The 13,998-nt window shown below is 39.8% G+C and carries 18 protein-coding genes; 13 read left to right on the forward strand and 5 right to left on the reverse strand.

Features of this window, described 5'->3' with window-relative positions:
- Positions 1-74 precede the first annotated feature (74 nt).
- The gene (locus RCJ93_RS11240) at positions 75-263 is read right to left on the reverse strand and encodes a hypothetical protein (RefSeq protein WP_446739043.1); all 189 of its coding nucleotides are present in this window, start codon (positions 261-263) and stop codon (positions 75-77) included.
- Positions 264-434: 171 nt separating this feature from the next.
- Between RCJ93_RS11240 and RCJ93_RS11245 the strand changes: the two genes are divergently transcribed.
- Positions 435-956: a hypothetical protein gene (locus RCJ93_RS11245; RefSeq protein WP_446739044.1), complete on the forward strand. Its 522-nt coding sequence runs from the start codon at positions 435-437 to the stop codon at positions 954-956.
- Between the two features lie 53 nt (positions 957-1,009).
- On the forward strand, positions 1,010-1,204 hold the full coding sequence (locus tag RCJ93_RS11250) for an acetyltransferase (protein WP_446739045.1): 195 nt from the start codon (positions 1,010-1,012) through the stop codon (positions 1,202-1,204).
- 48 nt (positions 1,205-1,252) lie between these two features.
- Here the strand turns inward: RCJ93_RS11250 and gdh are convergent, their stop codons facing one another.
- From gdh to RCJ93_RS11265, 3 genes are all read right to left on the reverse strand, one after another.
- The gene (gdh, locus tag RCJ93_RS11255; protein WP_147196344.1) at positions 1,253-2,038 is read right to left on the reverse strand and encodes a glucose 1-dehydrogenase; all 786 of its coding nucleotides are present in this window, start codon (positions 2,036-2,038) and stop codon (positions 1,253-1,255) included.
- A gap of 40 nt (positions 2,039-2,078) precedes the next feature.
- Complete coding sequence (locus RCJ93_RS11260) at positions 2,079-2,930, reverse strand: GRP family sugar transporter (protein ID WP_446739046.1); 852 nt, start codon at positions 2,928-2,930, stop codon at positions 2,079-2,081.
- 305 nt (positions 2,931-3,235) lie between these two features.
- On the reverse strand, positions 3,236-3,499 hold the full coding sequence (locus RCJ93_RS11265) for a hypothetical protein (RefSeq protein WP_066789349.1): 264 nt from the start codon (positions 3,497-3,499) through the stop codon (positions 3,236-3,238).
- A gap of 204 nt (positions 3,500-3,703) precedes the next feature.
- Here RCJ93_RS11265 and RCJ93_RS11270 point away from each other — a divergent pair, with 204 nt between their 5' ends.
- The 3 genes from RCJ93_RS11270 to RCJ93_RS11280 all read left to right on the forward strand — a co-directional run bounded on the left by RCJ93_RS11270 (position 3,704) and on the right by RCJ93_RS11280 (position 5,965).
- Entirely contained in the window at positions 3,704-4,429 is a 726-nt protein-coding gene (locus RCJ93_RS11270) for a gamma-glutamyl-gamma-aminobutyrate hydrolase family protein (RefSeq protein WP_446739047.1), read from the forward strand.
- A gap of 17 nt (positions 4,430-4,446) precedes the next feature.
- Positions 4,447-4,587 (forward strand): hypothetical protein, encoded by a 141-nt coding sequence (locus RCJ93_RS11275; protein ID WP_249774666.1) that lies wholly within the window; start codon positions 4,447-4,449, stop codon positions 4,585-4,587.
- A gap of 238 nt (positions 4,588-4,825) precedes the next feature.
- On the forward strand, positions 4,826-5,965 hold the full coding sequence (locus RCJ93_RS11280) for a zinc-dependent alcohol dehydrogenase (protein ID WP_150285072.1): 1,140 nt from the start codon (positions 4,826-4,828) through the stop codon (positions 5,963-5,965).
- A gap of 18 nt (positions 5,966-5,983) precedes the next feature.
- On the opposite strand, the gene RCJ93_RS11285 is transcribed toward RCJ93_RS11280, so the two are convergent.
- Positions 5,984-6,613, reverse strand: a complete 630-nt coding sequence (locus RCJ93_RS11285) for a DUF2238 domain-containing protein (RefSeq protein WP_446739048.1) — start codon at positions 6,611-6,613, stop codon at positions 5,984-5,986.
- Positions 6,614-6,785: 172 nt separating this feature from the next.
- Between RCJ93_RS11285 and RCJ93_RS11290 the strand changes: the two genes are divergently transcribed.
- From RCJ93_RS11290 to RCJ93_RS11325, 8 genes are all read left to right on the forward strand, one after another.
- Positions 6,786-7,247 (forward strand): hypothetical protein, encoded by a 462-nt coding sequence (locus RCJ93_RS11290; RefSeq protein WP_446739049.1) that lies wholly within the window; start codon positions 6,786-6,788, stop codon positions 7,245-7,247.
- Between the two features lie 15 nt (positions 7,248-7,262).
- Positions 7,263-7,712: an OsmC family protein gene (locus tag RCJ93_RS11295; protein ID WP_446739050.1), complete on the forward strand. Its 450-nt coding sequence runs from the start codon at positions 7,263-7,265 to the stop codon at positions 7,710-7,712.
- A gap of 454 nt (positions 7,713-8,166) precedes the next feature.
- On the forward strand, positions 8,167-9,843 hold the full coding sequence (gene hutU / locus RCJ93_RS11300) for a urocanate hydratase (RefSeq protein WP_066789333.1): 1,677 nt from the start codon (positions 8,167-8,169) through the stop codon (positions 9,841-9,843).
- Positions 9,836-11,098, forward strand: a complete 1,263-nt coding sequence (gene hutI, locus RCJ93_RS11305; protein ID WP_446739051.1) for an imidazolonepropionase — start codon at positions 9,836-9,838, stop codon at positions 11,096-11,098. The genes hutU and hutI overlap by 8 nt, the downstream gene beginning before the upstream one ends.
- 158 nt (positions 11,099-11,256) lie before the next feature.
- Positions 11,257-12,747, forward strand: coding sequence for a histidine ammonia-lyase (gene hutH, locus RCJ93_RS11310; RefSeq protein WP_150285076.1), 1,491 nt, complete (start codon positions 11,257-11,259; stop codon positions 12,745-12,747).
- Between the two features lie 293 nt (positions 12,748-13,040).
- Positions 13,041-13,211 carry a hypothetical protein gene (locus tag RCJ93_RS11315; protein WP_446739052.1) on the forward strand — a complete coding sequence of 57 codons (171 nt, stop codon included), beginning with the start codon at positions 13,041-13,043 and terminating at the stop codon, positions 13,209-13,211.
- Between the two features lie 60 nt (positions 13,212-13,271).
- Positions 13,272-13,487 (forward strand): hypothetical protein, encoded by a 216-nt coding sequence (locus RCJ93_RS11320; protein WP_446739053.1) that lies wholly within the window; start codon positions 13,272-13,274, stop codon positions 13,485-13,487.
- 74 nt (positions 13,488-13,561) lie between these two features.
- Positions 13,562-13,870, forward strand: a complete 309-nt coding sequence (locus tag RCJ93_RS11325) for a DUF3784 domain-containing protein (RefSeq protein WP_446739054.1) — start codon at positions 13,562-13,564, stop codon at positions 13,868-13,870.
- Positions 13,871-13,998 lie beyond the last annotated feature (128 nt).

Here is a 13,998-nt window from a genome sequence, read left to right on the forward strand (position 1 = left end):
TTTTTTTTATAGAAATTAATTTTTAAAAAACTTTATTTAGTGGGCAATATATTTCAATTTTTAGTTTGGTTTAATTATTTTTCATTTTTTGACGTTATGTATAAATAGACATAAATGATAAAATCAATTGTTAAAAATGATAAACCTATGATTAACGTATAGTATTTGAAGAAATCTCCAGTAGAATAGCCACCTGCATAGAATGCATAGAGAAAGATGAAAACAATTCCTAATACAGCACAAGCCCTTTGAATTTTTTCCATGGTGTGTTCTCCTTTAGGTTAATAATTGAAAAGTGAGTATTATTTATAGATATTGGTAAATCAACCACCTTTATTATATATCACCTCTAACCATAAGAAGTACCAAAAAACTTGCAATAGCATGTGATAGAATGAAGCGATAAATGAAATTACATCTTAAGGAGCATACGAATGATGCGAGAATTAATTTATCCATGCACTGAGGATACGAATGAGGAAATTGATGATGCTCTAGAAAGAGAAAAGGTTAATTACGAAGTAGGGATTGCCCTTTTTGACACGGGAAAAGATATACTGGCGTATTGTACATTGCACGTGTCGGAAGAAGAATACAATAAAGCAGCCAGTATTATTGAACGCTATTTTTCTCTCGAACAATCAGTAATTGAATATACGCATGCTGAGAAACTGGATCGTCGTCATAATAGATTGGTTAGTTTTAAACTATACGGTAATTTTTTCCTTTTATGGTTTGGAGTTATATTTACTATCAGCGGATTATCAGGCGATCCGAACGTATTATCATATGCAGGAGCCCTAACAATTTTGATTTGGTCTGTTCTGGTTGGATGGTGTGCGATTAAGAAACGTTCAAAATATCATCTTCTCTGGAACATTCTAATAGGAATAATTGTAGTAATTGGTCTTTCGTTTAGCTTGTTCACACTTTATGCCATGTTATTTATGTCTTAATTGTTTTTGTCTCTTATTTTGGCCTATGAATATATTCTGAGGAGGTTATCAAAATGGAAACTCAATGTTGTTCAAAGTGTAAGGGAGAAGATATAAAAAATGGATTTCTTGGTGCAGGTGTTCAAATGGTACGAATGTTTCCTGAAGAAAGAAGAGGAGCCTCATCACCTGTATCAGCGGAATATTGTTGTCATGACTGCGGATATATAGTGTCTCTCTTTGTTGATCAGCCAAAGAATGTGAGATAGTAAAAGAAAAAGGACATGGCTTAATACCATGTCCTACATACAGATAGTTTAGCCCCGTCCAGCTTGGAATGAAGGATATTTTGTCATACCGCCATCCACAAATAAGGTAATCCCTGTTACATAGCTTGCTTCTGAGGATGCTAAGAATGCAGCTACAGATGCTACTTCCTCTGGCTTACCGATGTAACCCATTGGAATCATGCTTTCAACGTCAGCACGTTGTACAGGATCAGCAAATTTTTCTGCGTTGATTGGCGTATTCATGGCACCTGGTCCAATATTATTAACGCGGATTCCTTTTGGCGCGTATTCAAGAGCTAATGTTTCAGACATTAATTTAATACCGCCTTTACTTGCTGCATAGTGAACAAATAATGGCCAAGGAATCATTTCATGCACACTAGACATGTTAATAACGTTCCCTTTAATATCATTTTCAACAAAATACTTGATGGCTTCACGGCTTCCTAAGAAAGCGCCTGTTAAATTTGTATCTAATACTTTGTTCCAGTTATCTAAGGATAACTCATGCGAAGGTGATGGATTTTCAACACCTGCGTTATTAATCATAACGTCTAAGGTGCCAAATTCTTTAATAGCCGTTTGCACAAGATTTACGACGTCTTCTTCTTTTGTGACGTCCCCTTGAACAGTAATGGCTTGTCCGCCTGCTGCTTCTATTTCTTTTTTGACCTCTAATGCTTCATCTTTACTTTTGTAATAGTTAATTACAACTTTTGATTGCTCTTGGCCAAAACGAACGGCCATAGCGCGTCCTAAACCTGTTGATCCACCTGTGATGACAACTACTTTACCTTTTAAATCAGTATACAAAATAATTCCTCCTCGTGTTAATTTGATTCATATTCCATCCTTAACTTTTCGCTAATCCAAGGAAGACTCCACCTAAAACAATGAGTACAATCCCGATATAAATAGCAATCAGCTGAGTTTTTGTCTTCTTCTCTCCAAGTAAGAAGATACCGCCAAGCGTTGATATAACTATTCCCATTTGGGACAATGAGAAACTTGTGGCGACGCCAACTTTAGGTTGGGAGATGAATAAAAACATGTTTCCTGCCGCCCAGATGAGACCGGGGATAATATTGCGAATGGCATATTTATTAAAGGGTTTATGCTTGTACGTCAGGATTAATCCACCAATAACCATACCGATGGCTTGTGGGAATAAGGCCGACCATCCGCTGACATCAAACAAGCGAGCGACTACTACATAAACCAGATATCCGATGGTTGAAACAATCAGTGTCAAAACACCTTTTTTAAATTGTCCTGATTGTTCTTCATTTTTTCCTGATTCTAGTGACGTTAACACGATACCAATCACAATGAAGATAAGGGCTAAAACACCTAAAATAATCGTTTTTGCCGTTGACCATTCATGGAAAACGATGACGCCAAACAAAGCTGTGGATACCAACTGCATACCAGTCGAAATGGGCATTGTTTTGGAAACGCCGATATAGTCAATCGATTTTAGCTGATTACTTTGTCCCAGTGCCCAAAATAAACCGGAAACAACGCCTACAATAAAAATTAGCGGCGTTAATTCGGGCCGGACTACTAGATAAATCACAGCTGAAAAAATCAGTGCGCCTAGTGTAGTCCCTAGGGTTTGCGTGTATGGGCCTCCACCTAACTTGACATTGAACAAAACGATGCTTCCCCAGAAAATAGCGGGAAGTATGGCTAAAAAGATATCCATTTGATAGTAACCTCCTTTCCCAAACGAATTATTATCTTTTCCTAGAATAGACACCGTTATGTATCTGGTGTTTAAATTCTTTTAACGTGCGGGTCATATTTACAGGAATCAGATTCTACTTTCGTATTATTTGATGCATACAAAGAAACAATGCAAATATGACAGGTAAATGTTTCTGATTCTATAAAAAAAGAAGCACTCCTATTGATTGCCCATAAAGCCATATTCTAAAACTTAGTCTTAGGCTTAAACAGGAAATCAATTTGAGAGCTGTAAATTCATTCATATTTTTAGCGGGGTAAACTCTACGTATATAATGCTTTGTGAATGACATATTTGGCTTCTTCCACATTTTTTTTATTGACCAAGATGGCATACTGCGTTTGATATTTCGAGTTAATCCCGAAATTTCCAAAGCTTCCTCGACTCGATCCAAGGCCAAACCAGCCAGAAGACAAGTCTTTTATCTTATACGTATATTTGATGCCTCCTGTTGCTAAGGCACCTCTTACCTTTGCTAAATCTTCTAGAGAATATGTAGCATAAACTTCTTCTTTGAAGAACGCCATATAATCCCTCCTCTAGTGAAGATTATTCGTTGCAGTTTTTAAAGATACCTCTCCATTTTCCAGCTAAGTTCAACTAATCTGCAAAAAATTATAAGAGCTGCGCATGATAAAAAAGGAATTCTCCATTTTCTTAGAGAATATATAGTACTAATGTTTTCAGCAATACACTGAAACAAATTCCATCAGCTTTCGAGGAGGTTCACCATGACAAAACCAATTATCGGTATTACTAGCTCATACATAAAACAGGGGATGTATATGGAAGGTACTTATGTACATCACGATTATCAAAAGGCCATTTTTGAAGCGGGAGGCGTGCCGATCGTTTTGCCTGTTGCGCCTTCTGATGTACTGGATCGTTATGTGGATATGTGCGATGGCTTTATTTTTAGCGGCGGGGAAGACGTGGATCCACGATTTTATAATGAAGATCCTCATCCTAAACTGGGCTTCTTTTATACAGAACGCGATGAGTCGGAGCTTTATTTGATCAAAAAAGTGTTAGAAAAGAAGAAGCCTGTATTTGCGATTTGCCGTGGAATTCAGCTGCTCAATGTAGCATTGGGCGGGACTGTCATTCAAGACATTCCTTCTCAAAGAAAAAGTGCCATGCAGCATTCTCAAACAATCCAACGTGATAAAACGAGCCATGTGGTTCAGATCAATGAAGACAGTAAGCTGCATCAGCTGTTAAACAGGGAAACTGTAATGGTCAACAGCCTGCACCATCAGGCGATCAATCAGCTAGCCGATGGATTGATTACTACAGCGACTGCTCGAGATGGCATGATTGAAGCGGTAGAACTAGAGGGGAATCCATTTGTGATGGGCATTCAGTGGCATCCCGAATCTATGGTGCGGAAAGATAAAACCATGATGGTGTTGTTTGAGGAATTCGTTCGAGAGGCAGGCTCGTCTACTAAATCTTAAGTCAGAAGGAGAAGATCATGGACTGGATTGTCGGGATAGCACTCATCGTCCTCGTTTTCTTTTCAAGCAGTATTATTGAAAGGCATTTGAAGGATATTAAGAAACAAAACAATGAATTGATCAAACTTTTAAAAGAAAAGAATAGTGAAAAGTCATAAGCCTTTCCGCTCTAGCGAAGGCTTTTTTTATTGATAGTTGCTTCGCTTTTATAAAAATCAAATGTTTATCTCTGCATACAAAGAGGCTATAGAAGGAATAATAGGGATAATGTATTCTTTATGCTGCATTAACGGACAGTGAATCGAAGAGATAAACTTCCCGTAAGCCCGATTGGTTCAACTAACACTCCATAGAGGGTGAGGTTTCACTTTATACAAATTGTGAGGAGATGATTTTTTGAAGGCTGTAACGTTTCAAGGAATAGAAGATGTGAAAGTAAAAGAAGTTCAGGATCCAACTATCCACAAAAAAGATGATATTATTGTTCGCATTACTTCCACGGCAATTTGCGGCTCTGACCTACATATCTACAAAGGGTCAATGCCAGCTCAAAAAGATATGGTGATTGGACATGAGCCAATGGGGATCGTGGAAGAAGTGGGACCTGACGTGACACGCGTGAAAAAAGGCGACCGTATTATCTTGCCTTTCAACGTATCATGCGGGGAGTGCTACTATTGTAAAAATGAAATGGAGAGCCAATGCGACCATGCCAACGAAAATCCAGAAGTAGACGCGGGTGCTTACTTCGGCTATACAGAGCGGTATGGTAACTATCCGGGCGGACAAGCGGAATATTTACATGTACCATACGGGAACTTCATGCCATTTGTCATTCCTGAATCATGTGAGCTTCCAGATGAAGCATTGCTATTTTTATCTGATGTCATTCCAACAGCTTGGTGGAGTGTTGAATCAGGTGGTGTAAAAAAAGGTGACACTGTCGTCGTATTAGGCTGCGGACCTGTTGGCTTAATGACGCAAAAGTTTGCATGGATGAAAGGTGCTAAGCGAGTAATCGCAGTCGATCATGTACCGTACCGCCTGCAGCACGCGAAAAAAATGAACAATGTAGAAATTGTCAATTTTGATGAACAAGACGAAGCTGGATTATATATCCGTGAAATTACAAAAGGCGGAGCGGATGTAGTCATCGACTGTGTCGGCATGGATGGAAAGAAAAACGCTCTTGAAGCAGTTGGACAAAAGCTGAAAATCCAAGGTGGTACGACGAGCGCATTGAAGATTGCAAAGGAAGCCATCCGTAAATTTGGTACACTGCAAGTAACTGGCGTGTACGGCGCGAAGTACAATCAATTCCCACTCGGCAATCTATTTGAACGAAACATCATTATGAAAATGGGCCAAGCACCTGTCATTCATATGATGCCAATGCTGTTTGATATGATTACGAAAGGTGAGTTTGACCCGACTGAAATCATCACGCATAAGATTGCATTGGATGAAGCAGATAAAGCATACAAGATTTTCAATGATCATGAAGATGAATGTATTAAAGTTATCTTACAACCGTAAGAAAAACAAAAAGGGATCTCACATTGATCCCTTTTTGTTTTGGAGAAATTTATTATGCCATTTGGTGAAAATAAGGAGTGCTAAAATAGTGCCGATAAGCGCCATGGTCATATCCCATTCCGAATCCCACTTGTCACCCTGTAAGCCAAGGAAGCCTTTGGCAAATGATTTTCCTTGGATCATCTTATAGGTAAGCATTTCCACGATTTCATATAGTGCAGAAATCATCATCAGAATGCTAAAGCAGTAAAAAGTGAGCCAAAACCCTTTTCGAATATGAGCAATACGTGTTAAGACTTCACGAAAGATGATGGCTGATAATCCCATCATCAAGTGGCCTAAGCGATCATAGTAGTTGCGCTTTAAATCATACTTCTCTTTTAACCAATGAAAGAACGGCTCGTCTTGAAAGGTGTAATGTCCGCCGATGAATTCTAGGATGGCAAGAATAGCCAGAAAGGTATAGGAAAGAGAAGTAAAGGTAAATTTTTTATATGTAAAAAGAGCAACGATTACAATAAGCGCAAAAGGACCAGCATCCGCAGCCCAGCCGCCATAGGATTTTGGATTAATTAAGGACCAGATCATAAAGCCAAGAACAATAATAGCTAAAAAAAGGTGATAATAATTCCTTTTGTTTTCTTGCAAGGTGATCCCTCCTCTTTTCTTTCAGTATGCCCATATTCACATAGGGTAAGTCATTTAGTTGGAACAATGGGGAGGTCACAGCGTCTTATAGAAATAGCTAAACTTTTGTCTGAATAGCCCCAAGGTACTCCTTATGGCATAATAAAGTTAACTAGTTGTAAGAGGTGGAAATGTGGAAAAAAGAAAACGATTATTACAAGGTATTTTAGTGATAGCAATTATAGAGATTTTAAGTTTTTATTTTATTGGCAGAGACTATCTGTTTATCAACGGTTTAGATAATATGATTGCCTATGTGGTGACAGGCGGTATATTCTTTGCGGTGAGTTACTTTTTATTAGTGGAAGTGAGCAACTTCCGTAAAAAGTATATATTGATCGGGATTGCTTATGTGTTATTGGTAATCGCTCCGTTTGTTTATAAAAATCATCTCCCGCACTTCAAAGTGGAGGATGCTGAGCAAATCATTCTACGTACAGAAGGTGGACGCGTAGTGAAAGACCGAGAGCTGGGACAAACCATGTTGAATTACGCAGGCGAAGAAGTATACATTATTGCATTGAAGAAAGACGGCAAATTGAAACGCTTTGCCTTTAACCCAACAACAGAAAAGTACTTTTCAATTACGGATTAGAGAGGGGAACATCTAATGGCAGAACATCTATTTAAATTAAAGGCAAACTGGCCAGGAGGACGTAACGAGGTAGGCGAGATTGAAGCGGGACAACTGAAAACCCAAATTTCAATCCCACCTGAGATGGACGGACCTGGAATTGGCACCAATCCAGACGAAATGCTGCTGGGTGCTGCTGCTACATGTTATATTATCTCACTAGCAGCCATGATTGAACGAGCAAACCTCAAAACCATCTCGCTCAACATGGAATCAGATGGAGTGGTGGACGTCACAAACGGCGTATTCACCTATAAAAAAATCACCCACAAACCCAAAATTATCATCCCAAGCTCCTACACAGAAAAAGAAGAGCGCCATATCGTAAAACTAGCAGAAAAAGCAGAAAAAACCTGCATGATCAGCAAAGCTATCCAAGGAAACGTAGAATTGGCATTAGAAGTTACGATAGAGGTAGAACAATAACAGCAATTAAATAAAACGAAAACATAGCATGGCCATTCTTCGTGATGAGCCATGCTATTTTTGTGATTGAAAGCCGCGAATTAGCATTTATCATTTGGAAATGAATTGAAGTGGAAATAACGTAGACTCCTGCGGGATGGCGAGATAGGTGAGACCCCGCAGCGTAGCGAGGAGGCTCAACGCTCGCCCGTGGAAAGCGAAGTTGTTACCTCTTCTTCTCTAACCATTTTTTTAGTTGCCTTCAACTTAGAGGCTTACGCCATGCTCGTGGAAAGCGACCGCCTGTAGCGGAAATCAACATGACATAGCCAACAAACCCTTCCAATTCTTCATTTCACCCCTTTAACACATTAAAAAAGCAGTCTGCTAGCATGCGACAAATTTTGCCTATTTCCATAGAAAAAGCAGAAAATTTGTGTAATGATAGGGTTAACAATACAAAGGGGGTACTGTTATGGGAATATCAGATGAAAAAGTAATTCGTTACAGAGGGAAAGAACTACATACAAAAGGGTGGCTACAAGAAGCAGCACTTCGCATGCTCATGAACAACCTAGATCATGAAGTAGCAGAGCATCCAGACGAGCTAGTTGTCTACGGGGGCATTGGGAAAGCCGCTCGTAACTGGGAAGCATTCGACGCTATCGTCAAATCACTGAAAGAACTAGAAAACGATGAAACACTACTTGTACAATCAGGCAAGCCAGTAGCCATTTTCAAATCACACGAAAATGCACCGCGCGTTTTAATCGCCAATTCAAATATCGTGCCAGCCTATGCGAATTGGGAAACATTCCACGAGCTAGACAAAAAAGGCTTGATGATGTATGGCCAAATGACTGCGGGAAGCTGGATTTACATCGGCTCACAAGGAATTGTACAAGGCACATACGAAACATTCGCAGAGCTAGCAAAACAACACTTCAACGGCTCGCTTGCACATACGATTACAGTAACAGCAGGCCTTGGCGGAATGGGTGGAGCACAACCTCTAGCAGTCACAATGAATGGCGGGGTATGTATCGCAATTGATGTCGACGAAACAAGAATTGACCGTCGTATCGAAACACGTTACACAGATGTGAAAGTCAAAACATTAGATGAAGCTATTGAAATGGCTGAAAAAGCAAAAGCAGAAGGTAAAGCGCTTTCAATTGGTTTGCTAGGAAATGCTGCTGAAATTCTGCCAGAAATGATTGCACGCGGCTTCAAACCGGACGTGTTAACAGACCAAACTTCTGCGCATGACCCATTAAACGGCTATACACCTGTAGGCTATACACAGGAAGAAGCAAGTAAATTGCGTAAAGAAAATCCAGATGAATACGTGAAGAAGTCAAAAGATTCAATGAAAAAACATGTAGAAGCTATGGTTAACATGATGGACCTTGGTTCTATCACATTTGACTATGGTAACAACATTCGTCAGGTTGCTTTTGATGAAGGATTTGAAAGAGCATTCGACTTCCCAGGCTTTGTACCGGCGTATATCCGTCCACAGTTCTGCGAAGGAAAAGGACCATTCCGCTGGGCTGCCTTATCAGGAGATCCAGAAGATATTTACAAATTAGATGAAGTCTTATTACGTGAATTCAGCGATAACGAGCATTTGTGCAATTGGATTCGTATGGCACGTGAAAAAATCGAATTCCAAGGCCTACCATCACGTATCTGCTGGTTAGGATACGGAGACCGTGCGAAATTTGGTCGCATTATCAATGATATGGTGGCTTCAGGTGAAATCTCAGCGCCAATCGTTATTGGCCGCGATCATTTAGACTCTGGATCTGTTGCTTCACCGAACCGCGAAACAGAAGCAATGAAAGACGGCTCTGATGTGGTAGCAGACTGGCCAATTCTAAATGCACTAATCAATGCCGTTGGCGGTGCGACTTGGGTATCTGTCCATCATGGCGGCGGTGTCGGCATGGGCTATTCATTGCATGCGGGCATGGTAATCGTAGCAGATGGAACAAAAGAAGCTGAAGAACGAATCCAACGTGTATTAACAACAGACCCGGGTATGGGTGTTGTAAGACATGTGGATGCTGGCTATGAATTAGCAGAAAAAACAGCGAAAGAAAAAAATATCAAAATACCAATGATGAATAGGAAGGGTTTAAATGTCTAAAGCAGTTTGGATTCAACACGCAGCACAGCTAGTGACGATGCATTTGCCGGAGCATGTCGGACCACGGACTAAAGGGGATATGTCTGAGTTGGGATTGATAGAAGATGGCTCCGTATGGCTTGAAGATGGAGTTATTCAAGCAGTCGGTACGACATCAGAATTGAAAGAAATCTATGAATCTAGAGCACAAGAAGCAGAGATTGTAGATGCAACAGGACATCTGATTACACCAGGACTTGTGGACCCGCATACACATGTGGCATTTGGCGGTAGCCGTGAACGTGAATTTGAAATGCGTTTAGAAGGCGCTACGTATATGGATATTATGAATTCTGGCGGCGGTATTCATGCCACAACAAGAATGACAAGAGAAGCAAGTGAAGAAGAATTGATTGAGCAAACTTCAAAACGTCTTGATTCATTCCTAGCGCACGGTGTCACAACAGTCGAAGGGAAAAGCGGCTATGGCCTGGATTTAGAAACAGAAATGAAGCAATTGCGCGTTATGAAATATTTGCAAGAGCATCATGCTATCGACTTGGTTCCTACATTCATGGGTGCACACGCAGTCCCAGCAGAATATAAGGGCAAAGAGGAAGAGTATGTCAAACTCATCATTGAAACGATGCTACCAAAAGTAGCGGAGGAAAAGCTAGCTGTATTCAACGATGTGTTTTGTGAAGTAGATGTGTTTACACCAGAACAGTCGAAACGAATTTTAGAAGCTGGCAAGGAGCTTGGACTTACTCCAAAAATTCATGCTGATGAAATCAAACCGTATGGCGGCGCTGAATTGGCAGCAGAAGTGGGCGCAATCTCAGCTGAACACTTATTAAAAGCATCTGACGAAGGAATCGAAAAGATGGCAGAAGCAGGAGTCATCGCATGCTTGCTACCTGCAACAGCTCTTTATTTACGAGAAGAAGCCGCTCGTGGCAGAGTGATGGTAGACCGTGGAGTGCCTGTGGCCATTTCAACAGATTGTAATCCAGGCTCTTCTCCAACGACTTCAATGCCTTTAGTCATGAACCTAGCTTGCATTTCAATGCGCATGACGCCTGCAGAAAGTCTTTGTGCTGCTACTTATAACGCAGCCTGCGCTATTGGCATGGAAGATAAAGTCGGTTCGATTGAAGTAGGCAAACAAGCGGATATCGTACTTTGGGACGTAGAAAATTATCAAAAATTACAATACCTATTTGGTGTAAACCACGTACAACAAGTATGGAAAAAAGGCGTACAGGTAGTAGGATAATTATTTCAGAAGGAGATGTAGAGCATCTCCTCTGATTCTGAATCAGACCTAGAATCACTGCTGTAATCTCGCAACACTTTGCAGTTATAAAGAAATTCTCATTGGCTGATACAAGATTCATAGATCATCAGAGGTAGACATGAAGGGAGCAAGGAGCAATGGTAGTATTAAACGGCAGCCAATTAACAATTGAACAAATGAAAGCTATTCTTTTTGAAAATGAAGGCGTTGAAATCGCTGAATCTGCTCGAGAAGCCGTAATCAAAAGTAGAACGGCTGTAGATCAAATTGTACAACAAAATAAAACGGTTTATGGCATTAACACAGGGTTTGGTAAGTTCAGCGATGTGAGTATAGCAGAAGAGGATACGAGACTTTTACAGCTTCACTTAATCCGTTCGCATGCATGTGGTGTTGGTGAACCATTCAGCGAAGTAGTATCGCGTGCTATGGTCGTTCTTCGATTGAACGCATTATTGAAAGGGTTCTCAGGTATCCGCTTAGAAGTACTAGAGCGCTTAGCTTACATGGTTAACCATCGCATCCACCCAGTCATTCCACAGCAAGGCTCTCTTGGGGCATCTGGCGATTTGGCGCCATTGTCACACCTTGCGCTTGTGCTAGTAGGAGAAGGCCTAGTATTCCAAAGCGGAAGACATGTGCCGTCTGCAGAAGTATGGCGCGATGAGCTTCTATTGCCAATAGAGCTAGAAGCAAAAGAAGGCTTGGCGTTGATCAATGGTACGCAAGCAATGACAGCTCAAGGGGTAGTCGGTTATATTGAGGCAGAAAAGCTTGCTTACGATGCAGAGTGGATTGCAGCTATGACTGTCGAAGCTTTGCGCGGTATTACTGACGCTTTCCATCCAGCAATTCATGAAGCAAGAGGCTATAAAGAGCAAATCGAAGTAGCAGAAAGAATGCTAGAGTGGTTGAAAGACAGCAAGCTTACAACCGTGCAAGGTGAATTGCGAGTGCAAGATGCATATTCACTACGCTGCATCCCGCAAATCCATGGTGCAAGCTGGCAGGTGCTAAACTATGTTAAAGAAAAACTAGAAATTGAAATGAATGCAGCAACAGATAACCCGCTTATCTTTGATGATGGAGAAACAGTTATCTCAGGTGGTAACTTCCATGGACAACCGGTTGCATTTGCGATGGATTTCTTGAAAATAGGCATTGCTGAATTAGCGAATGTATCAGAAAGAAGAATCGAAAGACTTGTAAATCCGCATCTAAATGATGGTTTACCACCTTTCTTAAGCCCACAGCCAGGTATGCAATCAGGTGCGATGATTATGCAATATGCAGCAGCCAGCCTTGTTTCTGAAAATAAAACATTGGCACATCCGGCTTCAGTGGACTCTATTCCATCATCAGGCAACCAAGAAGATCATGTAAGTATGGGAACAATTGGATCAAGACACGCATACCAAATTATACAAAACAGCCGTCGCGTACTAGCAATCGAAGCCATCTGTGCAGCGCAAGCAGTTGAATATAGAGGCGTTGAAATGATGTCACCAAAATTGGGTGGCAAATGGCAAGACGTGCGAAATGTTGTGTCTAGTTTTAATAGAGACCGTAACTTCAGCGTAGATATTGAAAGTGTTGCGAGTTATTTGGGACGTATTACTGTACAATAATATAAAGTGTTAGATAAATAGAAGAGACGATTTTGCATATGTGTTATGCAAAATCGTCTCTTTATTTATGTTTATTGAAATACCCAATTGAATTGAAATATCACCTATATTGAGTGATAATCTTGACGTTATCCATCAACAATATGTAGGGTAGAGTAAAAGTATGATAGAATAAACTAATTATACCCAATTACTCTTAGGTTAAAGTGCAATAATATAGAGAATGAAAGAAAGATAATAAATTACATAGCGATGACAAAAGAAGAAATATCCTGAATGAGGAGGTTTTGTAAATGTTTAAACGTACGCTATATTGCTCTATTTGCAACCGAGAAGTTCGTGATGGGGAAGAAATTTACGCGAAGATGAAAGCTCCGAAGCAATCGATTATGGTCGAAATTAAATCTTATTTAAAAAAAGAAAGTATGATTTTTTGTACAAATTGTATTAATAAAGTGAATTAATGAATTGATGTGTACAGAAAGTTTCTTAGTTTTATGGCGGTACAGCAAGGTGGTATTGCAATGAAGAATATTAAGGATGCTTTAAGTATAGCTTTAGGGTTAATTATTATTAAGTTAGTTTTCAGACTGATTCCGCCTTGGGATGGGTTTACAATGCTCTTTGAAGATGGTATCTGGATGGGGATAGGCATTATTTTAACTTCTTACATTTTTCTATTCCTTGTCGTATACATAATAATTATTATTAGAAGGCGTAAAAAAGCTGATGGAAATTAACTTATGCTTGTTTCTCAATAATAATATAAGGTTTTAAAGGTAATAAAAGCTTACTTTTAAAGTGAGGGATAAATATGATTGTAATGATAATTGTCATCGCATTATTCATAGGGATCGGTATTATATTCATCAATGGCAAAGGTTCCTCTTTGATTGCAGGCTTCAATACAATGTCACCTGAAGAAAAAGAAAATTACGATACGGTTGCACTTTGCAAGTTTATGGGGAAAATGATGTTTGTATTATCATTCTGTATGTCGTTCTGGCTTCTCAGCGAGGTGTATGCATCAGATTGGCTATTCACCGTAGGAATCGTTTTATTCATTGGTGTTGTAGCATTTATGCTCATTTACGCTAATATGGGAAATAGGTTTAAGAAGTAAAGGATATTGTTTTTGAAGCATCTTAGAGTGGCGGTCTCGTCACTCTATTTATTTTTTCAAAGAATGATGAATGTATTCTATTAGGCTTAGAAGTTATCAGAGGTAAACGTTCAAAACGATTTTTGTTA

This window comes from Rummeliibacillus sp. BSL5 (assembly GCF_052928305.1).